At 44.7% G+C, this 23773-nt stretch carries 20 protein-coding genes and 1 pseudogene; 4 read left to right on the plus strand and 17 right to left on the minus strand.

All coding sequences use genetic code 11. From position 1 onward, the window contains the following. Window positions 1-25: 25 nt before the first annotated feature. Window positions 26-244, plus strand: a complete 219-nt coding sequence (locus OZ660_RS16580) for a VF530 family protein (RefSeq protein WP_202262531.1) — start codon at window positions 26-28, stop codon at window positions 242-244. A 93-nt stretch (window positions 245-337) separates the two neighbouring features. Here OZ660_RS16580 and OZ660_RS16585 read toward each other — a convergent pair whose 3' ends face one another. The 14 genes from OZ660_RS16585 to OZ660_RS16650 all read right to left on the minus strand — a co-directional run bounded on the left by OZ660_RS16585 (window position 338) and on the right by OZ660_RS16650 (window position 16587). Continuing rightward, on the minus strand, window positions 338-1213 hold the full coding sequence (locus tag OZ660_RS16585) for an MBL fold metallo-hydrolase (RefSeq protein ID WP_274741694.1): 876 nt from the start codon (window positions 1211-1213) through the stop codon (window positions 338-340). Window positions 1214-1286: 73 nt separating this feature from the next. After that, a complete protein-coding gene (locus OZ660_RS16590) occupies window positions 1287-1535 on the minus strand; it encodes a DUF1653 domain-containing protein (protein ID WP_159627765.1) in 249 nt (82 codons plus the stop codon). A 31-nt stretch (window positions 1536-1566) separates the two neighbouring features. Next, on the minus strand, window positions 1567-2637 hold the full coding sequence (gene dinB, locus OZ660_RS16595; protein ID WP_274741695.1) for a DNA polymerase IV: 1071 nt from the start codon (window positions 2635-2637) through the stop codon (window positions 1567-1569). Between the two features lie 281 nt (window positions 2638-2918). After that, window positions 2919-6503, minus strand: a complete 3585-nt coding sequence (locus OZ660_RS16600; protein ID WP_274741696.1) for an FG-GAP repeat domain-containing protein — start codon at window positions 6501-6503, stop codon at window positions 2919-2921. 305 nt (window positions 6504-6808) lie between these two features. After that, a complete protein-coding gene (gene nqrM, locus OZ660_RS16605) occupies window positions 6809-7042 on the minus strand; it encodes a (Na+)-NQR maturation NqrM (RefSeq protein WP_159627761.1) in 234 nt (77 codons plus the stop codon). Window positions 7043-7051: 9 nt separating this feature from the next. Continuing rightward, a complete protein-coding gene (locus OZ660_RS16610; RefSeq protein ID WP_274741697.1) occupies window positions 7052-8092 on the minus strand; it encodes an FAD:protein FMN transferase in 1041 nt (346 codons plus the stop codon). A gap of 126 nt (window positions 8093-8218) precedes the next feature. Then, on the minus strand, window positions 8219-9451 hold the full coding sequence (gene nqrF, locus OZ660_RS16615; protein WP_202262536.1) for an NADH:ubiquinone reductase (Na(+)-transporting) subunit F: 1233 nt from the start codon (window positions 9449-9451) through the stop codon (window positions 8219-8221). 19 nt (window positions 9452-9470) lie between these two features. Then, complete coding sequence (nqrE, locus tag OZ660_RS16620; protein WP_014950794.1) at window positions 9471-10079, minus strand: NADH:ubiquinone reductase (Na(+)-transporting) subunit E; 609 nt, start codon at window positions 10077-10079, stop codon at window positions 9471-9473. A gap of 3 nt (window positions 10080-10082) precedes the next feature. Further along, entirely contained in the window at window positions 10083-10715 is a 633-nt protein-coding gene (locus OZ660_RS16625) for an NADH:ubiquinone reductase (Na(+)-transporting) subunit D (RefSeq protein WP_014950795.1), read from the minus strand. A gap of 10 nt (window positions 10716-10725) precedes the next feature. Beyond that, window positions 10726-11490 (minus strand): Na(+)-translocating NADH-quinone reductase subunit C, encoded by a 765-nt coding sequence (locus tag OZ660_RS16630; protein WP_274741699.1) that lies wholly within the window; start codon window positions 11488-11490, stop codon window positions 10726-10728. Further along, complete coding sequence (locus OZ660_RS16635; RefSeq protein WP_159627755.1) at window positions 11480-12682, minus strand: NADH:ubiquinone reductase (Na(+)-transporting) subunit B; 1203 nt, start codon at window positions 12680-12682, stop codon at window positions 11480-11482. Before OZ660_RS16635 ends, OZ660_RS16630 begins: the two co-directional genes overlap by 11 nt. Before the next feature lie 3 nt (window positions 12683-12685). Next, window positions 12686-14026 (minus strand): Na(+)-translocating NADH-quinone reductase subunit A, encoded by a 1341-nt coding sequence (locus tag OZ660_RS16640; protein WP_159627753.1) that lies wholly within the window; start codon window positions 14024-14026, stop codon window positions 12686-12688. 501 nt (window positions 14027-14527) lie between these two features. After that, the gene (fabV, locus tag OZ660_RS16645; protein ID WP_274741700.1) at window positions 14528-15706 is read right to left on the minus strand and encodes an enoyl-ACP reductase FabV; all 1179 of its coding nucleotides are present in this window, start codon (window positions 15704-15706) and stop codon (window positions 14528-14530) included. Window positions 15707-15966: 260 nt separating this feature from the next. Continuing rightward, window positions 15967-16587, minus strand: a complete 621-nt coding sequence (locus OZ660_RS16650) for an FKBP-type peptidyl-prolyl cis-trans isomerase (RefSeq protein WP_269752166.1) — start codon at window positions 16585-16587, stop codon at window positions 15967-15969. 233 nt (window positions 16588-16820) lie between these two features. On the opposite strand from OZ660_RS16650, the gene ppc reads away from it, so the two are divergent. Next, on the plus strand, window positions 16821-19442 hold the full coding sequence (gene ppc / locus OZ660_RS16655; RefSeq protein ID WP_274741701.1) for a phosphoenolpyruvate carboxylase: 2622 nt from the start codon (window positions 16821-16823) through the stop codon (window positions 19440-19442). Between the two features lie 63 nt (window positions 19443-19505). Here ppc and OZ660_RS16660 read toward each other — a convergent pair whose 3' ends face one another. Then, complete coding sequence (locus OZ660_RS16660) at window positions 19506-20537, minus strand: alpha/beta hydrolase family protein (RefSeq protein WP_274741702.1); 1032 nt, start codon at window positions 20535-20537, stop codon at window positions 19506-19508. A 147-nt stretch (window positions 20538-20684) separates the two neighbouring features. Between OZ660_RS16660 and OZ660_RS16665 the strand changes: the two are divergent. After that, window positions 20685-20930, plus strand: a pseudogene (locus OZ660_RS16665) (DUF2071 domain-containing protein); the annotation flags it as partial. 360 nt (window positions 20931-21290) lie between these two features. Here the strand turns inward: OZ660_RS16665 and mdh are convergent. Beyond that, window positions 21291-22229 (minus strand): malate dehydrogenase, encoded by a 939-nt coding sequence (mdh, locus tag OZ660_RS16670; protein ID WP_274741703.1) that lies wholly within the window; start codon window positions 22227-22229, stop codon window positions 21291-21293. Between the two features lie 236 nt (window positions 22230-22465). Here mdh and argR point away from each other — a divergent pair, with 236 nt between their 5' ends. Continuing rightward, complete coding sequence (gene argR, locus OZ660_RS16675; protein ID WP_159627740.1) at window positions 22466-22930, plus strand: transcriptional regulator ArgR; 465 nt, start codon at window positions 22466-22468, stop codon at window positions 22928-22930. 74 nt (window positions 22931-23004) lie between these two features. On the opposite strand, the gene OZ660_RS16680 is transcribed toward argR, so the two are convergent. Continuing rightward, window positions 23005-23688 carry a type 1 glutamine amidotransferase domain-containing protein gene (locus OZ660_RS16680; protein WP_274741704.1) on the minus strand — a complete coding sequence of 228 codons (684 nt, stop codon included), beginning with the start codon at window positions 23686-23688 and terminating at the stop codon, window positions 23005-23007. Between the last annotated feature and the right edge of the window lie 85 nt (window positions 23689-23773).

Here is a 23773-nt window from a genome sequence, read left to right on the forward strand (position 1 = left end):
ATTCACAACAAAGCAGCATTTAATAATGGATCAGCAACCTAACAACCCGTTACACGGGGTTACCTTAGAAAAGATAGTAACTCAACTGCAGGAACGATATGGTTGGGAGGGCTTGTATTACCGAATAAAAATAAATTGCTTTAACAATGACCCTTCAGTGAAATCATCACTAAAGTTTTTACGAAAAACACAGTGGGCAAGAGACAAAGTAGAGCAACTTTATATTCAAACTTTCACTAACTAATTATCGAGCGTGCTGCATTTTCGGTTTGGAAAAGCAACACGCTCCAATGCGTGGAATGAACCTGCTCACCCCACTAGGTTCCTTGATGGCTACTTAAGCATCGGTATACAAAGTAGTTATCCATTTCTCTTCACTAATGAAGTTCCAACTCCAGTCAGCCCATTTGTCGTCTAAGCCCATCGCTTTGACCTCTTCGAGAGATTTGCCATCTTGCTTGAGTGATTTAACGTAGCTGAACGTTTCGCTGATCATATTCAAAAAGGTGATGTATTCCTTCTTGTTACTCAATTTACCATGACCAGGAATAACAACCGTATCGTCATCAATTTTATTAAGTAAGTGCTGCACAGATTCCATATATCCCTCGACGTTACCACCCGCGCCTTGGTCAATATAAGGAAACATACCGTTAAAGAATAAATCGCCAGTGTGTAGTACGTCAGGCTGTTCAAACCACACAACGCTATCACCATCAGTATGCCCAACTGGCAGGTGCATCACGTGAACCGTTTCACCGTTGAAGTAAATTTTGATGCCATCATCATAGGTTACTGTTGGCAGTGCTTCAGGTTTTACTTTTTCATCACTTGCCAAGCGTACACGAACATTCTCGTGCGCAAATATGGTTGCCCCCTTGTGACTATGGAAAAACGCATTAGAGCCCGTGTGATCACCATGGTAGTGTGTATTGATGACATATTTAGGCTTGTCGCTGCCCAGTTCACCTAGTGCAGATGCAACTTTTTCAGCCAAAGGCGCGAATTGATCATCAATAATAAGTACGCCATCTTCACCAGCAGAAACACCAATATTTCCCCCCATACCAGTAAGCATATGTACAGCCCCTCTTACTTCAGTGGCTTTTACTTCAACATCAGCGAACCTATCTTGCGCGAAAGCTAGATTCAAAGGAGATATGGCCACCAATGCCGTCAATATGAGAGATCGTGAACGAATTGCAGAGTGCATGAGTTATTCCTTGTGTTATGGGCGTATTATTATTCTTAAATAAGACCTTCTACACTATGACCTAATTTCAAAATTAGATCATTTTTTCGTCATTAGGGATATCTCCCACGTAGGCAAATCGCGGTAATGTTTCACCATCTCGGTCAACCGTTTCAATAAACATGTCCAGCGGCCTTACCCACAATGCTCGTTCACCATAGCAGGGTCTATAAACAACAAGTTTAGTTTCATCCTCAGAATGCGTGGCAACCTCGTATACATCGTACAAATTACCTTTATAGTGTTTGTAGCGGCCTGGCGTAATTAACTGTGTGTGATTCATTTTAAAGTCCAATAAATAGTTGTTGGTATGCTTAGAAATCAAAAGGCAATGTAAGTTGCTGTGTTGCGTGCTGTGCTGCAAGTCCAATATGAAGACCCACTAAGCGGATCCCGCGTCCATTAGCTCGTTCAAACGCTTCTTCCATCAACTCATGAAAGTAACGCTCACTGAGCGATGCTTGACGATGTTCTACTGTCGTCAATTGAAAGTCGTTAAATTTTAGCTTTACGCCCTGAGTTCGCAAACGTACGGGTTTGCCCGTGCGTTTGCTGTGATTTTCCATACGCTGCTCAAGCTTTTCAAGTAAATGAGGCAAATATGCCTTACACTGCTCTAGAGTGTGGATATCCTCGCTCAAGGTACGTTCTACGCCTATCGATTTTCGCTCTCTTGACACCGACAACTCGCGATCATCAATGCCATGTGCACGTTCCCACAACACACTACCAAACTTACCCAGCTCTTTCTGAATGCGCTCAAAGGGATACTGCCTGACATCGTTGCAGGTAGTCAGACCGAGCCTTTGAAGTTTTTGCATAGTGACTTTGCCCACACCGGGGATCTTTTTAAGCGGCATTTCACGAACGAACGCATCAAGCTTTTCAGGAGTTATCACACAAATTCCATCAGGCTTGTTTTCATCACTGGCAACCTTTGCAACGAACTTGCAAGGCGCTACCCCCGCAGAGGCGGTAAGTCCCAACTCACTCTTAATGCGTGCTCTTATCTCCTCTGCCATCAACGTGGCACTACCACCACAAAACTGACTGTTGGTAACATCAAGATAGGCTTCATCTAGAGATAATGGCTCTATTAGGTCTGTGTAGTCGGAAAAAATCTTACGTATTTTCTGTGACTCATTGGCGTAGACCTCCATTCGTCCCTTTACCAAAGTAAGGTTTGGGCACAATTTCATGGCATAAGCCGTGGCCATAGCAGAGCGCACACCAAATTTACGTGCGGGGTAGTTGCAGGTAGAGATAACACCGCGCCTGTCGGAGCTCCCCCCAATGGCGATGGGAATATCACGCAGCGCTGGGTTATCGCGCATTTCAACTGCGGCATAAAAACAATCCATGTCGACGTGGATAATTTTTCGCATAACCTGCCTTTGCTATTAACGCCATATTGCGTAAAACTGTACAAATAGACAGTATATTATCAATAGCGTTTAATTACACTATCTCGTTATGAAATATTGATGTGGTTAACGGGTCCCTCGCCCCTTATAAAAGGCAGGAATGTAAACGAATGCATTTTATTTGGCAGGTCGACAAAACGAGAGTCTTCAATAAAAAACGGCGACACACCAAGGTTGATGTGTCGCCGTTCAATTATAAAATCGCCTATATAAAGTATAAAAATCAACGTAAGCAGAGCGACTTAATCTACTCGGCCTAACCAGTACATCGCCCGAGATGTTGCCATCATCACTTCTAGGCTTCCCTCAGCAGATTTTCTCGCATGTAGAGAGTGACTGCGAGCCGAACCAATTAACGCAGGGCTTTTCCAAATACTAATGCCTTCAACCGTCATTTCGCTGAGTTCAGAAGTACCGTAATACTCCCAATCATCGTCATTCGCAGACGTCACAAGAAGTGTCTGTTCTGTGGCGGTTACTGGATTTGCTGCCATGTCGACGATATCCATACTTACCGAAACGTCTGATGTTATAGTCAAACTGGTGTCAGTTACTTCATACATAACCAAGGATTGGTTTTGATCGTTATAACAAGCTAGCTCCGAGGCAGCGTCACTATCTGCATTAACAAAGGTAAGGCGCGCGCAAGAAATATCCGCACTTGCCTGAATAGAAAAGCCTGACGCTGTTGGCTTAAGTATTTGTGTTATGTCGTTGCCTTGAGACAGTGCCACATACACATTGCCATTCATTGCCACAATATCAAAATCACGGAAATATTGAGTCATTGTGTAAGTCGCCAAGATAACTTGATTGTTTACGTCGATAGCTTTTAACGTGCGACCATCAACATAGACAGCATCTTCAAAACCATCGTTATTGAAGTCGAACGCCTTGATAACTGAAACATCATTTGAATAGCTACCGGTAATCTCATATTGAATAGAGAAGTCATTTAACTGCATTGCAGCAAATGCGCCATCATAGGTTTGTGCAGTAGGCAGGAATAAATCGCCGGCACCGTCATTGTTGTAGTCGGTAGTGACAGCAATACGAGAACCATCCCAGTTAGAAGAAATCTCTTCACTAGTGATGTAATTCCCCGTGTTCTCCATTAGTAAGACCTTGGAGCCATCATAACCGTTACCGGTACTTGGCACGAAGAAAACTGCGCGTTCATCACCAGGATACAAATCAGCCCACCCAGCCGCATTAAAGCTATCTAATTGATGCGTGGTTGCTGTTGTTTTTATTGTTGCAGAAGTTGCCGTGACATCTGCCGTTACGAGTAAATCCTCACCAGAATGTGTAGTGCCAGTGCCCCACAATAGTTCATTAAGGCCATCATTGTCGGCATCGCCAAGGGTTAGCGAAGACGAACCGTGATCAACCATATCAACGCTAAATACAGAGGTGAGCGTGTTATTAGACAGCTTCATGGCGTGAATATTGCCCCACTGGCAGTCACCTACAAGCAACACGGGAGTACTATCCTCGGTCAGTTTCCCTGAACTAATGTCACAAGTGTTAAAATTCTCAATACTCGTAATCTGAGATTTGTTCTGTGCTGAGTACACATAAATGTAAGACCAACTGTCTGCCCCTACAATTTCTTCAATACCGTCGCCATTTATGTCGGCAACAGCAATGTGGCTAGTACTAAATCCTGAATTCAAAAACCACTGGTTTTCTCCAGATTCAAGGTCATAGACCAAACCAGAATTTGTAACTAATTCTAACTGAGCGTCGGAGTCTACGTTACCCAGTGCAATTTCGTAGCTGTCTTCTGCGGTGAAAGTGAACAACGGCGCTTCGAGCGAACCGAGATCAACGACAACAATATCACTGGCTTCACCATAGTCACTTGACGAGTACAAGTAGGCCAATTCGTCGTCACCATCGTTATCAATGTCGCCGAGAACAGCACTATGTATGTAATTGTCGGTAGAAAGAAGCGTGGTTGCCGTTTCGTCAACGTCGGTAATCACAGATACGCTGTGTTGAGATATCACAATAATATCGGGGTAATCGTCGTTATCAAAATCGGTACTGAGAACTTGCTTAACTGTTCCACCTTGCTCGATTATATAGGGATACATCCAGGTTTGGTTATAGCTGCCGTTTTGATAAGACAGCAAGAACACACGGTTTTGAGAATCGGTAGAGAGAACTTCATTTTCACCGTCGTGGTCGAAATCACCAATTACCATTGAATTGTTTATTTTAGGCACTTCAACACCCGAACGTGCTAACTCTTGTACTGCATAGTTAGTCACTGAAACATGGGTTTTGACAACTTCAGCACTGTCTTCACCTGTCGAAAAAGCAAATGCGTAATGCTGGGTTTTAAACAACTGATTGCTCGGCGCCTGCCAAGCAATTAATCCGTCTTCATTAATAGTTGCTCCTGAAGGCGCTGACACTAAAGTGGGAACACCTTGATTGTCGCCAAGGTCAGGGTCAGACACAATTGCTCTGAATTCGATATATTCTCCAGGAGACACTGAATCAGGTAAGTTTTCAAACGCGACCTGTGCTGGGGCATCCGACAGAGTAATTGAAATGCGTCCTGACTCTACAATATTCGCGCTATCTGAGACGACCATAGACACTTCTACTACATCGTTAAATACAGCGCGGTAGGCTGGAAAGGTATCCCCTGTAACGTCTTCTACTAAGCTACCATTTAGATACCAGCGGAAACTGACCGATAAATCTTCGTCTTCTGTATCGCTATCATAATAATAGCCGGGACTGACAGTAATAGGCGTCGTCGTGTCCACTGTGTCCCAGACGTAAAAATCAGGTGCATAGACAGTTGGTGGGATGGACATGTCAGCAATAGCGACAAGTAATCTATCTGCAAGGTTACCACGAATTAATTCATAGGCTTCAACTATAAATGTACCTACGTCGTAGGTACCGTCGTTATCTGTATCTTCTAAATAACGAATAATGCCTTGTTCGAAAAGTAAGGTTGCAGTTTTATCACCCGCTACAACTACTTCCCCCACAGACATGTAAGGCCATAAATACTCAGGGGACTCTGCTTCGACGGCTAGTTTACCTTTAGAGCCAACATAAAAGTCAAATTCAGCATGGTTAACGCTTTCATTGGGCGAATCGGATATGTTGTAATTCCCCATTAATTTATATTGCTCTGAGCCAATAGTAAACGCGATATATTGGCTGGTATCTGCGTGATAGCTACTGTTAGTTTCGTTGAAGCCTTCATCGATTGAGACAACGCCTGACAACGTGTGAGGTATATCTTCGTTAGTCCAGGTAAGACTGTCGAAATACATACTGTATTTCACAGCGCTCTCTGACACGCTTTCAATGACAATAGCCGTTGAACCGGTAATAGCAACGCCATTGCTGGATAACCAACAGTTTTGGTAATCCATAGCGATGGTCCCTGTGAGGGAACTGGACAACTTACCGTCATAAGTAACACTACCGCCTTGATCACAGGAATAGGTTTTTTTAATTGTGCCGCCGTTCACGTCATTAGAAAAATCCTGTTCTGCCAGTTCTGGCACTGTCGTGACAGAATCATTAAATAATAAATTAAAGACTTGTTGAACCAATTCTAGTTCTACTTCCGCATTGGCTGTTTTGCCTGTGTACTGGGCGTTTGCAATTGCCCTTGCAGCAGTATTGAGTTGAGACGCGTCGTAGTCTTTCGCGTTTTTGATGATTGTAGATGACGAAACCGAAGAAGAGCCTCCGTTTACCGGCCCCCCAGAATCCGACCCTCCGCCGCCACATGCAGCTAAGGATAATGCGATTATACTGAAGATCCCGATACGTACACTGGGTGTCATAGCTCTTCCTTGATGTTTTATAAATGGTATTGAATTTTTATGTGGCCTAAATTTAACCCAAATACAAATGTGGAGCAACGAAACATGGGCTAAGTAAAGTGAAGAGCCCGCATTAAAAAAGCTTCTCGTCGGCTCATTTATAAATGATAACTATCCTTTAATTCGCGATCCATAAAGCAAACCTAAAGTTGACTCGAATTACCTGTCCCGATTCCATGGAATGTGTTTGCCTTTCGGATACAAAAAAGCGCCGTCGATTTACTCAAACAGCGCTTTTAAATAGATAGTTTATGTTGCAAGAAACGTTACAAAATTTGATTTTGCTTCCATTCGTTTAGCTTTTTCTGACGCGCTTCTTCTTTTTCCATACGCATCTTTTTGCGATCGCATGGTTCAGGGCAATCACATGCCTTTTCTATACCAAGCGCGCCAAGGCCACCGCAGCTACCAGAAATAGATTTCTTCTGTACCAAGTAACCTACCGCCATTGCTAAAACCATGGCAAGAAAGAAACCAAACGCAAGAATGAATGTAGACATTGCTACCCCCTAATTATGAACTGTCACCAGTTTATCAAATTCTGGCGATGCATACTCGTCAAAACCATCTGCTGTGCGACGAATAAGAAAAACAGCAAGTTGTTCTTGTTCCGCAATGGCAATAGCCTGCTCCCAGCCCATCACGTTGAAGGCAGTCGCAAGACCATCAGCCGTCATTGACGACGGGTGAACCACAGTCACCGACACTAAGTTGTGTGAAATAGGCGAACCCGTCGTTGGATCGATCAAATGCGAATAGCGCTTTCCATCTTCTTCGTAATAGTTACGATAATCGCCCGATGTCGCTACTGCATTAGTCCCAATAGACACAACTTTTTGCACCGCACGTTCAGTAGTAACCGGCTTTTCTATTGCTATAAGCCATTCACTTCCATCACCACGCTCGCCGCGTACGCGCATTTCTCCGCCTATCTCAACAAGGTAGTCTTCAATACCACGTTGTTCCAATATTTCAGCAACTTCGTCAACACCAAAGCCCTTAGCAATGGTCGATAGGTCGACGTAAAGCATAGGGTTTGACTTCTTAAGACCGGTTGGCGTGGTAGAAAGTTTCGCATAGCCCACATAATCTGCTATCTCGTCAATATCAGCTTGTGTAGGCACCTTTTCAGGCCGCTTTGTAGGGCCAAACCCCCACAAATTGACTAAAGGTCCAACGGTAACATCAAGAACGCCGCCACTTAAACGAGCAAGGCGTAGCGCTTCGTTCACTACCACCAATGTATCTGGCGATACTGCAAAATTATCGGTATAGCGATATTGATTAAAGCGAGACAGCTCTGACGTTGGATCATACGTAGACATCATTTTGTTCACGTCCACCAAGCGCGCATCTATTTCAGCTTGCAGTGCATTGGCATCTACGCCGTCTGTCTCTTTTTCATCAACAAGGTATTTAACGTTATAGGTTGTCCCCATTGTATGCCCTTGCAGATGCACCACTGGGCGCTGCTCATCACTGCAGCTGGCAAGCAACAAGATACCAATAGCGACTACTGCCAAAAAAATTCGCAAAGCAAATCGAACCACGTTGTTGTCCTTAATTCATTTCCATACAGCTTAGACCCTACCCTTATGGGGCTTTGGATCAACTTGAATAAAAAAGGGGCTTGCGCCCCTTTTAAATATTCTTAATTGCTAGTTGTAAGCAGTATATTAACCACCAAAGTCATCTAGCATGATGTTTTCGTCTTCAACACCTAAATCTTTAAGCATGTTGATAACGGCTGCGTTCATCATAGGTGGTCCACACATGTAGAACTCACAGTCTTCTGGCGCAGGGTGATCTTTCAAGTAGTTCTCTAGAAGAACTTGGTGAATAAACCCTGTATAGCCTTCCCAGTTGTCCTCTGGCTGAGGATCTGAAAGTGCTACATGCCATTCAAAGTTATCATTCTCTGCTGCTAGTTCATCGAAATCTTCTACGTAGAACATTTCGCGAAGTGAACGAGCACCGTACCAGAAGCTGATCTTACGGTCAGACTTAAGACGACGAAGTTGGTCGAAAATATGTGAACGCATTGGCGCCATACCTGCACCACCACCAACGAATACCATTTCTGCATCAGTGTCTTTCGCGAAGAATTCACCAAATGGACCAGAGATAGTCGCTTTATCACCTTCTTTCAGGCTCCAGATGTACGATGACATCTTACCTGCAGGCAGGCTTAGGTTATTAGGCGGCGGCGTAGCGATACGCACGTTCAGCATGATAATGCCTTCTTCTTCTGGGTAGTTCGCCATTGAGTATGCACGAATTGTTTCTTCGTCAACTTTAGACTCAATATCAAAGAAGCCGAAACGCTCCCAGTCGCCACGATATTCTTCAGGAATATCGAACTCTTTGTACTTAACGTGGTGCGCAGGCGCTTCAATTTGAATGTAACCACCCGCACGGAATGGAACGCTCTCGCCATTTGGAATTTTAAGCTTAAGTTCTTTGATGAACGTTGCTTTGTTATCGTTAGAGATAACTTCACAATCCCACTTCTTAACACCAAATACAGACTCTTCAAGTTCGATTTCCATGTCTTGCTTAACGGCAACCTGACATGAAAGACGACAACCTTCGCGTGCTTCACCTTTAGTGATGTGGTCAAGCTCTGTAGGTAGAATCTCACCACCACCAGAATGTACGTCTACACGACACTGACCACATGAACCACCGCCACCACATGCTGATGATACGAAGAAACCTGCGTCTGCTAGTGCACCTAGTAGCTTGCCACCCGGTGCAGTTTTAATTGCTTTGTCTGGGTCACCATTAATAGTGATAGTTACATCACCAGTTGGTACCAGCTTAGACTTAGCAAACATGATTATAAATACTAGCGCCAATACAATGGCAATGAACATGCCGACGCCAAGAAATATTTCTACATTATTCATTTAGATGCTCCCGAGCTTATTACAGCTGAATACCAGTGAAAGACTGGAAGCCAAGGGCCATTAGACCCGCGATCATGAATACAGAACCCAGACCACGAACACCATCAGGCATATCGGCATACTTCAGTTTTTCACGTACTGCCGCTAGCAATACAATTGCTAGTGCCCAGCCCATACCACTACCTACGCCGTATACGATGCTTTCAGTAAAGTTGTATTCACGTTGAACCGCAAACGCTACACCACCGAAGATCGCACAGTTAACAGTAATTAGCGGAAGGAAGATACCTAGTGCGTTATAAAGCGCAGGGAAGAACTTATCTAAGCTCATCTCTAGAATCTGTACCAATGCCGCAATAACACCGATAAACGTTAGGAAGTTTAGGAAGCTTAAGTCAGCTTCTGGGAAACCTGCCCAAGCCAATGCGCCAGGTGCAAGAATGTTTACATAGATAACTTGGTTAACCGGTACAGAAATACCTAGTACTACGATAACGGCAACACCAAGACCCATAGCAGTTTTAACTTTCTTAGATACCGCAAGGAAGGTACACATACCCAAGAATAGTGACAACGCCATGTTCTCAACGAAGATTGAGCGAACAAATAACGACAAATAATGTTCCATGACTTACTCCTTAGGCTCAACTTGCTCTGGACGGATAGTACGGATAAACCAAATCATACCGCCGATTAAGAAGAATGAGCTGAATGGTAGGATTAACAAACCGTTACCCTGATACCAACCACCGTTTTGAACAAGTGGAAGAATTTCGAAACCTAAGATAGTACCGAAACCAAATAGCTCTTTAATTGTACCGATAACAATTAGAATGAAAGAGTAACCCAAGCCGTTACCAATACCATCAAGGAAGCTCATCAGAGGTGGGCTCTTCATGGCATAGGCTTCTGCACGACCCATTACGATACAGTTTGTGATAATCAGACCAACGAATACCGACAGCTGCTTCGATATTTCATACGAATAGGCTTTCAGAATTTGGTCAACAACGATTACCAACGACGCAATGATGGTCATCTGGATAATAATTCGAACGCTAGATGGGATCTGGTTACGAATTAGTGAAATAAACAAGTTTGAGAACGCTACAACGCTAGTAAGCGCAAGCGACATTACCAACGCTGTTTCCAACTTGGTTGTAATAGCAAGTGCTGAACAAATCCCTAGTACCTGAAGGGCGATCGGGTTGTTGTCCAGAATTGGCCCAAAGAGGGCCTTTTTCATTTCTTTAGTATCTGCCATGAGACTTCCCTTATGAACGCCATGCTTGGTTCTTCAGGAACTGGCCGAAGCCTTGCTCGCCTACCCAGTAACGTACTGTGTTTTCAACACCGTTGCTGGTTAGGGTTGCACCTGAAAGCGCATCAATAGTGTGAGGATTGCTAGGGTTAGCATTTTTCACTACACGAATAGCCACTTCGCCATTTTCATACAGTTCCTTGCCGTCCCATTTTGCCTGCCAAGCAGGGTTTTGCACTTCACCACCTAGTCCTGGCGTTTCTTTTTGCTGGTAGTAAATAAGCTCGCGAACTGTTTGTCCGTCAGCATCTACCGCTAAGAAACCGTACATAAGATCCCAAAGGCCGCTGCCGTGCACAGGAAGAATGATACGAGATACATCACCTGCGTCGTCGCGCACTAAGTAAACACTTGCCACGTTAGGGCGACGCTGGAAACCAACATTACTGTTAGTTACCTTAGTGCTGTACTCAGTTTCTTTGGCTGCTTTATACATATCGTAATCTGGCTTAGGCGCTTCTACAAAAGTACCTTCGTCAAGATTTACATAACGCTGCTCTACTCGCTCGCTGTACGTGCTTTCAATTGCGCTATTGCTCATGCCCATTTCATAAAGGCCTGCAGCATTAAGAATGTTGCTCTTTTTATCTAGAGCTGCGTTTGTTTGTTGTAAAGAGCGAAGGCCAACAGCCGCGCCAGAAACAACAATTGAACAAACTAAACATACGGCAACAACAATACCTACCGTTTTGCCTAAAGATTCTTTCTTAGCCGACACGTGCTACCCTCCGCTTGATATTGCTTTGTGCGACGAAATAGTCGAACAGTGGCGCCCACAAGTTAGCAAATAGAATTGCTAGCATTACACCTTCAGGGAAGGCTGGGTTAAGGACGCGGATTAGTACCGTCATGAAACCAATGAAGATACCGTAAGCCCACTTACCTTGGTTTGTGAACGACGCAGAAACTGGGTCTGTCGCCATAAAGAACATACCAAAAGCAAGACCACCAACAACAAAGTGCCAATGAGCAGGCATTGCAAACATAGGGTTCGTATCGCTGCCGATTAGGTTTAGCAAGGTTGCGAAGAACGCCACACCAATCGCCACACCAGCAACAATGCGCCAGCTTGCTATACGCATATACATGATGAACAAACCACCAAGAATAATAGCAAGAGTCGACACCTCACCCGCTGAACCTGAGATAGTACCGATGAAGCTGTTCATCCACTGATCCATGTTCGCGTAGTCAAGGTTGCCAGAAGCCGCTTGGCTTAGAGACGTTGCACCTGAATAACCATCAGCTGCTACCCATACTTGGTCACCTGAAATTTGCGCTGGATACGCAAAGTAAAGGAATGCACGACCAGAAAGTGCTGGGTTAAGGAAGTTACGACCTGTACCACCGAATACTTCTTTTGCAATTACAACACCAAAAGTAATACCTAGTGCAACTTGCCACAGTGGGATAGTAGCCGGAAGCGTTAGTGCAAACAGTACCGATGTTACGAAGAAACCTTCGTTAACTTCGTGCTTACGCACAGAAGCGAAAAGTACTTCCCAGAAACCACCTACCGCAAACGTAACTGCGTAGATTGGAAGCCAGAAACACGCACCGTAGAAGAACAAGCCCAATGTGCCTGCATTCGTCAAGTCACCACCTAGTGCAGCGAATAAGCCCGCTTGCCACGTGTCAGGTAGTGTACCTGCACCAGCTGCAATTGCTTCTTGCGCTTGGAAACCGATGTTGTACATACCGAAGAACATAGCTGGGAATGTTGCCATCCATACCATGATCATGATGCGCTTAAGGTCGATGCTATCACGCACGTGCGTGTTAGCTTTGTTTACTTTACCTGGGGTGTAGAAAATGGTCGCCGCAGCTTCGTAAAGCGCATACCACTTTTCATGTTTACCACCTGGCTCGAAGTTTGGTTCGATCTTTTCTAAATACGCTTTTAAACCCATGACTTAACCCTCTTTCTCTATCGTGGTCAAACAGTCGCGTAAGATAGGCGCGTAATTGTATTTGCCAGGGCATACATAAGTACACAATGCCAAATCTTCTTCGTCTAACTCTAAGCAACCCAGCGTCTGAGCACCGTCAGTATCACCAGAAATCAGGTCCCTAAGCAGTAGCGTAGGAATGATATCTAGGGGCATAACGCGTTCGTAATTACCAATTGGAACCATTGAACGTTCAGAACCATTGGTAGTTGTTGTCATATCAAATTTCTTGCTGCCACTTAGGTGACCTAAGTAAGCACGAGTCACTGAGTGTTGGTTTGAACCAGGCATGATCCAACCGAAGAACTTCTTCTCGCGACCTTCTTTTAATAGTGAAACTTGTGTGTGGAAGCGACCTAGGAAACCGTGTACGCCCATCGCAGTTGTACCGTTAAGTACAGAACCTGAGATAACACGAACTTCACCGTCTTCTTGCTCGCTAGCAGTAAGTTCAGTTAGGTCTGCACCAATCACTGTACGAACTAAGCGAGGGTTTTTAGCAGCAGGACCCGCTAAAGAAATAACACGACGGCTATCAAGTTCACCTGTAGTCAGCAACGCACCAATCGCCATAACGTCTTGGTAGTTGATGTGCCACACTGTTTTGTTCATGCCAGCAGAATCAAGGTAGTGAATGTGAGTTCCTGGTAGGCCCGCAGGGTGAGGACCGCCAAACTCTTCAACATCAACTGCTGCATCACCGGTTGCTACAGAAGCACCAGGCGCTTTACAAACAAAAGTTTTACCACCGCTCAATTGCGCTAGCGCTTTAAGACCATTTACAAAATCGTCTTGACGCTCAGCAATAATTACAGCTGGATCAGCTGCAAGTGGATTTGTATCCATTGCTGTTACGAAAATTGAACTTGGTACAGAGTCAAGCTTAGGAGATTTGCTAAATGGACGCGTACGCAACGCTGTCCACATGCCAGACTCTACAAGGATTGATTGAAGTTGCTCGCGTGAAGCACTCGCGATCTGGTCAGCTGCAATTTTATCAAAGCTAACAGCATCGTTGCCGTTTACCTTGATAACTACAGACTGAAGAACACGTTTTGCACCACGGTTAACCTCTACCACTTCACCCGCTGCTGGAGCAGTGAATTTAACGCCAGGGTTCTTTTTGTCTTCAAAAAGTACCTGACCTTTCTTCACTACATCGCCAACTTGGACGTGCATGGTAGGGCGCATACCCACATATTCTTCTCCCAGAATGGCAACGCGCGTTGCAGCAGATGCATCAGCAATCTCCTGCTTCGGCGCTCCCTCAATTGGGAGGTCGAGACCTTTCTTGATTTTTATCATATGTAATCGCACTACTCTAATAGAAATACCCTTTTGCATGACCGCAGAAAACCTGCCTGTCAGCATGCAAAAGCGCACTATTAACAGGTGATAAACACCTAATTCATTGATTGTCGGAACTTGCTGTAAAACCTTTGGTCAGCATAACTACAGTCAGCCTGTTATGAAGCTGTAATCATTCATTCCAATTTGCGAGCGTTTTTAATGCGCTCTATTTTTATAGACCACCAGCAGAAATTCACACTTATTTTTATTATTGTGCGCTGCAATCGCTACTGCTGTTTTGGTAGTGGGTAGAAAGCCCCCTACTTAATTTCGGGATTTTAGCATTAACCCACACGTTTGTGCCACGCAATTTCAGAATAAAGCCAAATTTTTCTACAATTTAATGTAAACCTTTAGTCGCAATTAATAGCAAAACTGAGCAAAACTAACGCCAAGAACAAAAAAAGCCGTCATATCAGACGGCTTCAGTACAAATCAGTAAATATTATTTGCGTATTACCAATTAACCATTGGGTCAACATCTTGCTCGTAATCTACGCTTTCAATGTCAAATCCAAACAGTTTTAAAAACTCATGGTGATAGCCCTTATAGTCACTCACATCATGAAAGTTTTCTTGGGTAACATCATCCCAAATGGCTTTAATTTTGGCTTGTGTAGCATCGTTAGTTTCTTTGCCATCCATTCGGTAACGATTAGCTTCATCAAGGGTTGGCGTTTCACCAAATAGGCATTCGGTAAACAAACCGAATATTTGCTCAATACACCCTTCGTGCGTCCCTTCTTCTTTCATTACTTTGTAAATCAACGAAATATAAAGTGGCATTACGGGAATAGCAGAGCTTGCTTGAGTCACCAAAGCTTTTAATGAACTAACGTTCGCTTGAACCAGCAAATCACTGTTTTTGCCAATGATAGCGGCAGCAGCACGATCTAGGTCTTCTTTGGCTTTTCCAATAGTAGCTTGACCGTAAATAGGCCATGTAAGCTCTTTGCCTATGTAGGTGTAAGCGGTTGTTTTACAGCCTTCAGCCAACACATCCGCTTCGCGTAAGAAGTCCATCCAACGCTCCCAGTCTTCGCCCCCCATCACTTTGATGGTATTAAGAATCTCATCATCATTTGCAGGCTCTAGTGACACTTCGTGAACTTTGTCTTTGTCTGTGTCATAGGTCTTTGTTGTATATGCTTGCCCAACAGGTTTTAACGTAGACTTATATGTCACGCCTGTTTCAGGATCGGTTCGACGCGGTGACGCAAGGCTATAAATCACCAAGTCAATTTTGCCCATTTCCGCTTTAATTTTCTCAATCGCTTCGTGTTTTATCTCATCAGAAAACGCATCGCCATTGATGGTTTCAGCGTATACGCCTTTTGCTTTTGCCTGCGCGTGAAAAGCCGCCGTATTGTACCAGCCAGCTGTACCCGTTTTACGTTCTGTAGGTGCCTTTTCAAAACACACACCAAGCGTTTTCGCACCATAGCCAAATGCTGATGTAATGCGCGATGCCAAACCGTAGCCAGTAGAGCTTCCGATCACCAAAACGTTTTTAGGGCCTTCGCCTAAGTCGCTTTTTGCTTCTACATAAGCAATTTGTTCTTCTACCGACGCGGCACAGCCAACAGGATGTGCGTTTGTACAAATGAAGCCTCTTACTTTAGGCTTGATAACCATAATAATTTTCCTTATTTAAGCATGGCGCTATTGTAATGCCGAAGCTACTGATAACAACTCGGAGCAGATAGATACCAAGGGACTGTCCGCTGTAAGAAAGTGTGAAAGTATTAGGCTATACCATACCGAAAGGTAGTGTGAAGAAAAGAGATTTTGTTGAAGATTTCTAAAGTGTATTGACGTATGTGGTACATTTTTATAGCAAAGACCAATACGCTCTTGTAAAAAGGAGCGCCGGGCGGCACTCCCTCAAAGGCGAACTAGCCTAGGATGTCAAGTAGCTCAACATCAAATACAAGCGTGCTGTAAGGTGCGATAGCGGCACCTGCACCTTGCTCACCGTAAGCAAGATCATGTGGGATATATAGACGATACTTAGCACCCACCTTCATAAGCTGAAGTGCCTCAGTCCAACCTTTGATTACGCCACCCACTGGGAATTCAGCCGGCTGACCGCGCTCATATGAACTGTCAAAAGTAGTACCGTTGATAAGAGTGCCGTGATAGTGTACGCGAACAGTGCTTGCCGCAACAGGAGTGTCACCGTCACCTTCAGCAATAACTTCGTATTGAAGGCCAGATTCAGTCACAGTAACTTCATCACGCTTCGCATTTTCTTCAAGGTACTTCGTGCCTTCTTCAATAACCGCTTTGCTAGCTTCTTCTTTAGCCGCTTGCATACGCTTGTGAATTTCACCAAACGCGTCACGTAGCGTGTCATTGTCAACTTGAGGTGCTTGACCTGCGAATGCATCTTTAAGGCCCGCTACCACAGCATCAATTGCTAGACCATCGAAAGGATTTGATTGCAATTGTTGACCCATTTGAAAACCAATGCCGTAACTTGCTTGGGTTTCTACTGTATTGAATGTATCAGTCACGATAACTCCTGAAATTTAATTACAAATGCAGTACAAATTTCAAACAAAACGCATGCTGCGAGAATGTTTCTGCATTTTCCGGTGCGAGAGTGTATCACACCAGAAATCATCTTGCTTTGAGCAATACTATGATGGGTGTAAAAGTATCAAAATGTTGTAAATTATAACCGAAAGTGGTTAGACAAGTTGTAAAGGACACAGTATGGTTAAGACCATATATTTAGGAGGATAGCATGCAAACACACTACGATGCTGAACTAAAAGACACCGTTCGTTACCTAGGAAAAACCCTTGGTGAAACTATCAAAAATCAACTGGGTCAAGAATGGCTTGACCGTATTGAAAAGATAAGAAAGGGCGGCCGAGCGTCTTATCAGGGCGATGCTGCTTGCAGCGAAGAACTGAAAGAAACTTTCAAAAACATGTCTGACAGTGATTTATTAACTGTTGGTCGTGCTTTCGCGCAATTCTTAAACTTAGGTAACATTGCCGAGCAAGAATACAACGCCGCGATGAATGTTGATGCGTCGATAGATGCGCTGTTCAAACACCTAGATAAAGCTGAACTTACTGCTGATAAAGTGCAAGAAGCAGTAGCCAAGCTAAACATTGATTTAGTACTGACCGCTCACCCAACTGAGGTAACGCGCCGCACTTTAATTCACAAACACAAAGAGCTGGCAAACTGCTTACAGGCCATTCACCAAGAATCGTTGAGTGATGTTGAGCGAACTAAGATTGAAACGCGCATTGCAGATTTGATTGCTCAGGCCTGGCACACCGAAGAAATTCGCTCGGTACGCCCTACCCCTGTTGATGAAGCACGTTGGGGTTTCTCAGTTATTGAGAATTCACTTTGGGAAGCTGTACCAGATTTCATGCGCGAGCTAGACGGCCGCTTAAATGAAGACTATCAAGTATCATTGCCACTCGATGCATCTCCTGTTCAATTTAGTTCGTGGATGGGTGGTGACCGTGACGGTAACCCATTCGTAACGTCAAAAGTCACTGAACAAGTGTTATTACTTGCTCGTAAACGTGCAGCCAAACTATTTGCAATCGACCTAGACCGTTTGCAAGTAGAGCTGTCAATGTATGACTGCAACGAAGAGCTTCGCGCAAAAGTAGGTGATGCCAATGAACCTTATCGCGCCCTACTTCGCCCGTTGGTCGACCGTTTTGTCGCAACGCGTGACGGTATCAGTGACTACCTAGCGGGTAAAAACCCAGATACCTCTAACTGGATTAATTACGACGAAGAACTTATTGAGCCATTAATGCTGTGCTACCAGTCATTGCTTGATTGCGGCATGCAAGTAGTCGCCAATGGTTTACTGTTAGACACTATTCGTCGTGCCCGCGTATTCGGTGTGCACTTGTTACGTCTTGACGTTCGCCAAGACTCAGAACGTCACGCTGATGTATTTAGTGAGTTGACCCGCTACTTAGGTCTTGGTGATTACGCACAGTGGAGTGAAGCTGACAAGCAGGCCTTCTTATTGCGTGAACTTGGTTCTAAGCGCCCGTTATTCCCTGCACAATGGGATGCTTCTGACGACGTAAAAGAAGTACTGGATACCTGTAAAGTAATTGCTAAACACAGCAAGCATGGTTTCGGTATTTATATTATTTCGATGGCAAGTGAGCCATCAGACGTCATGGCAGTACAGCTTCTACTTCAAGAAAGTGGCGTAGACTGGCCAATGCCTGTTGCTCCTTTGTTTGAAACACTGGACGACTTGAACAATTCACCTGATGTCATGCGCAAGCTTCTATCCATCGACTGGTATCGCGGCTATGTGAAGGGTCGTCAGTTCGTTATGATTGGTTACTCAGATTCAGCGAAAGACGCTGGTGCACTGGCTGCAGGCTGGGCACAGTACCAATCACAAGAAGCGTTAGTTGCCATTGCTGAAGAGTTTGATGTAAGTCTGACCTTATTCCACGGTCGCGGTGGTACGATTGGTCGTGGTGGCCTGCCAGCGCATGCAGCCATTTATTCGCAGCCTCCAGGCTCGCTAGAAGGTGGCTTCCGCGTAACGGAGCAAGGCGAGACCATTCGCTACAAATTCGGTATGCCGAAGCTGGCTAAGCGCAGCTTGGGTATTTACGCCAGTGCCATCATTGAAGCTATGTTATTCCCACCACCGGCACCAAAAGAAGAGTGGCGCGAGCTTATTACCGCAATGGCCGCGCAAGGCCGCGATAACTATCGCGCAACGGTAAGACACGATGAAGAGTTTGTGCCTTACTTCCGCGTTGCCACACCTGAACAAGAGCTTGGCAAATTGCCGCTAGGAAGTCGACCAGCTAAACGTAAGCCACAAGGTGGTATTGAGAGCTTACGCGCTATTCCTTGGATCTTTGCATGGGCACAAACTCGCTTGGTATTGCCGAGCTGGCTAGGCGTGATGCGCGCCATTGATAGCATTAAAAACGAAGAGAACGAAAAGGTCGTGAACGAAATGTTCAGTGAATGGCCTTTCTACCGCTCTCGTCTATCAATGCTAGACATGGTGTTCCACAAGGCCGATCCGCGTATCAGTGAAGCGTATGACGAACGTCTTGTGCCTAAAGAGCTTAAGCACTTTGGTGAAGCACTGCGTACAGAGCTTAAAGAAAGTATTTCGTCGCTGCTTGCTATTACCGGTGACGACGACATTATGAAAAACGATCCGCAGGGCAAAGAGTCTATGGAAATTCGCGCAGCGTATTTACAGCCTCTGCACTACCTGCAAATTGAGCTTCTTGACCGAATCCGTAAAGCCGGTGATGAGTCGCAAAATACCAGCTTAGAGCGCGCAATGATGGTTACCATTGCCGGTATTGCCATTGGTATGCGTAACACAGGTTAAGTACTCTACCCCTGTAAATCATAAAAGCCCGCTTCTTAACACGTAGCGGGCTTTTTTATTGCGTTACTGAAAGTGCAACGCTAACCAACTATTGATTTCGCTTTCCACCTCTTCGCGATAGAACGTTAAGCTGTGATCGCCGTTATCAAAAACAACCAGCTTATGCGAGTGGTTATTGTCTTTTAGATGCTGTGCCGCCTTAAGCGAATGTGAAACGTCGACGCGCACATCTGCACTTCCGTGCACTAGCAAAATAGGTACATTCGGATTTAGCTCATCAATCCATTTTACCGCAGAGCGTTCATCAAGGGCTTTTGTTTGGTTTTGCTCCATATTCGGAACAAGTTTATTAAGCAGCGCCTTCATGTCTGGGCGGCGCGCCACAGTTGTATGTAAATCAGACGGGCCTGCTACAATAACTGCACTAGCAATGTCACTTGTGTTCTTTCTAAGCGCCCGCCAAGTCATCATGCCGCCACGACTTACGCCATATAAGGCAATCTTATTGGTGTCGGCATTAGGTAATTGCTTGGCTATTTCAATCAGTCGCAAAACGTCGTTTACATCTGCGCCACCAAATTCATCTTTGCCTTGACTAAATTTAGCGCCTCGATAATTACTCGCCAAAACAATATAACCCTGTTCGGCGAGCGGCATTAAACGCTCAACCACCGCTATGCGCGTTACATTATGCTTATGGTTACCACCGCGATTATAAATGATCACTGGTAATTTTTTGTCGCCAACATGCTTTGGTGACACCATAACACCTGAAATCTTTAAACCATCCGATTCATACTCAATCCATTGCGCACTTGTTGTCTTCATAAGCGCATTGAATTTTTTAGGGTTTACCGCTTTTTGCCATCTATCCACATAGGCGACTTTTTGGTTATTGCTTTGCGCATGCGCTAACCATGCTTTGTAATCAGTAAAGGGAAGTGCATCGCCTTTAAGGGTTAATGCTTCTGGCAGTTTAGCAAATGCAGTATCTGCTAATGGCGCAGTATTGCTTGTAGCTGCAACCGTATTGACGTTTATGCAAAGGGCTAAAAGTGCGATGGAAAGTAAAGCAGTGCGTTTTAAAAGACTCATAACACATCCTTGTTGAATTCAAATAAAAACAGTCAGAATGAAGCTAGTAAATAACGAAAACGCATGCAACTCAACAAAATACGAACCTGATTAGTAACAAAATTTGTCGTTGTGCATTGAATTAAACGGCCAATTGCGAAGCAGGTTTCTGCTTTAGTTTATTTAACCCACCCTCTTGCCGGTTTTTATTATCGAAGGGATAACAAACTGGGGACTTACCGAGTCTGGCATAAAGAATTAGCAGTAAAGCCAGCTAAACTTGTATCTGCGAATTTTAAGCTTTTATCTGATCTCGACATTGTCAAAGAGTCAGAACAACACTCACCCTATAGCGTCCTGATAGAACCCATCAATGAGTTTACTATTTACTTACCACCCACAGTTATTGGATAACGCAAAGAGAATACAAGCCCTTTCATCTAAGTATCCCGTGACGAGGCCTTCATAGACGCAACGAAAAAGGCTGGATACGTAAGGTCTTAACAGACTGCGCTTTATTACTACTTGAGTGATTAGGCTATAGAGGTGTTTGGAGTTGGCGGGGCTTTGATAAGTAGGCTCTCCTGTGCCAAGGAAGCCGTGACTAAGCCTACAGAGATGCAACAAAAAGGCTGGATACGTAAGGTCGTAACAGACTGTCTGCAGCAGGGATGCTGCAGCCAAGCCTCCATGGATGGAATCTCGGCGTGTCTGTGTAGGCCTTACGTATCCAGCCTTTTGTAGCGGATGCTAGTGCATCCGCTTTAAGCGCTATTAGCCGTTTACGAAGTCAACGCCTAGCTTGATGTCGCCACGTAGGCCTTCAAGCATATCGTTTTTCGCTTTTTCTTCGAATGCGCTAAGCTCGCCGTATGGCAAGATTTCTTCAACACCGTTCGCACCTAGGCGAACTGGGTGTGCGAAGAATGCTGCGTCGTCGCTGTCGTCAGTTTGTACGTAAGTGTACTCAACAACGTTCTCACCTTGCATTGCTGCAACAAGAGATAGACAGAAACGTGCTGCTGCTTGACCCATAGATAGGGTTGCAGAGCCGCCGCCCGCTTTTGCTTCAACAACTTCAGTACCTGCGTTCTGGATACGCGTTGTTAGGCTAGCAACTTCTTCGTCTGTGAACTCAACACCTTCAACTTGTGAAAGAAGAGGAAGGATTGTAGTACCAGAGTGACCACCGATTACCGGTACGTGTACAGAAGATACGTCTACACCTTTAAGCTCAGCAACAAACGTTTCAGCACGGATAACGTCAAGCGTAGTTACACCGAAAAGCTTGTTCTTGTCGTAAGCGCCTTTTGCTTTTAGCGTTTCTGCTGCAATCGCAACAGTTGTGTTTACAGGGTTAGTGATGATACCAACACACGCGTTCGGGCAGTTATCAGCTACACCTTCAATTAGGTTTTTAACAATGCCGGCGTTGATGTTGAACAGATCAGAACGATCCATACCTGGCTTACGAGGCATACCCGCTGGAATAAGAACAACGTCAGATCCAGTTAGTGCTTCAGCTAGGTCATCTTTACCGTGACCGGTTACTTTTACTGCAGTGGGGATGTGGCTCAAATCAACAGCAACACCAGGAACAACTGGCGCTACGTCGTAAAGCGCTAATTCTGAACCTGCTGGCAATTGTGTTTTCAACAACAAAGACAGCGCCTGACCAATACCACCGGCAGCACCTAACACGGCTACTTTCATACCATTTCTCCTATGGGATTACTTCACGTATTTAAACGGAACGTCACACTAATGCAACGCGGGGGAAAACTCAATCACCGGATCGTCTTATTAACGTTATTTTTAGCGATTTTTATGCGATATTCATTATCATGAATGATTATGCAAACAAATTGCGCAAAGTCCACCTGTGGGGCACAATATAGCAACAATAAATAAAAACCTTTTTAACGAACGATAGAATAGAAAGAGCGCTAATGGCTAACGCAAAACAAGAGCAACTGATAAAAGCTTTCAAAGAAATACTTAAAGCAGAAAGTTACGGTTCACAAGGCGAAATTGTTGATGCTTTAAAAGCACAAGGTTTTGACAATATTAGCCAGTCCAAAATATCTCGCATGCTAAGTAAGTTTGGTGCAGTACGTACGCGTAACGCCCGAGGCGACATGGTGTATTGCTTACCGCCAGAGCTTGGTATGCCTACAGCAAAAAGCCCGCTTAAACAGTTGGTGCTGGATATTGTTCATAACAACGTGATGGTTATCATTAGAACAAGCCCAGGCGCAGCACAGCTTATTGCACGCCTTCTCGACTCCCTAAGCAAAAAAGACGGCGTGTTAGGGACTATTGCTGGCGACGATACTATTTTTATTGCGCCGGCCGATGTATCGAACATTGAAGAGCTTCGTCAACGCGTAGAAGACTTGTTCGAAAACGTATAGGTGTACCTGTCGAATAGCAAAAAGCCGCGAAGCCTTATCTAAGGTTCGAGGCTTTTTTGCATCTAATCGTAACGCTACGACAACAAATTAATGAGCGCGTCAGCAGCCGGACGAGATGATGGCGGATTTTGCCCGGTCACCAACAGTCCATCACTACACACTTTCACAGCAAAATCATCAGCACTTTCATACTTACCGCCTTTATTGACCAACTCATCTTCAACTAAGTACGGCACCACTTCGGTTAGCTCCATTGCAGCTTCTTCGCTGTTTGAGAATCCGGTTACCGCTTTCCCATCAACTAGGTACTTACCCTCTGGGTCTTTTACATCTTTAAGTACAATAGGCGCGTGGCAGACTGCACCAACCGGTTTTTTCGCTGCAATAGTGTCTTCAATTAGCTTGATTGAATGCGCATTGTCCGATAAATCCCAAAGCGGGCCGTGCCCACCTGGATAAAACACCGCATCGAACTCGTCGGCTCTTACATCTTCTAGTGGAATTGTTGAGGCTACAGCACTGCGTGCTACTTCATCTTTTGTGTAACGGATAGCGTCATCTGTCATGGCATCATCCGCTAGACTATTGGGGTCAATTGGTACTTGGCCTCCCATAGGCGATGCTAACGTTAAAGTGTAGCCGGCATCTTTAAATGCATAGTAAGGGGCGGCAAACTCCTCTAGCCACATACCGGTTTTCTTGCCCGTATCGCCCATTAGCTCATGTGATGTCATTACCATTAATACATGCTTAGACATTATTCCTCCTTGCTTGGTTTTTAAAATCGTGTGCAAGTTGGTTCGCATAAAGAGAGGCGTTAGATCAATTTTTGGGAAAATCTTA

It is taken from the genome of Alteromonas sp. 009811495 (genome assembly GCF_028865455.1).
In the GTDB taxonomy this organism is placed as follows: Bacteria; Pseudomonadota; Gammaproteobacteria; order Enterobacterales; family Alteromonadaceae; genus Alteromonas.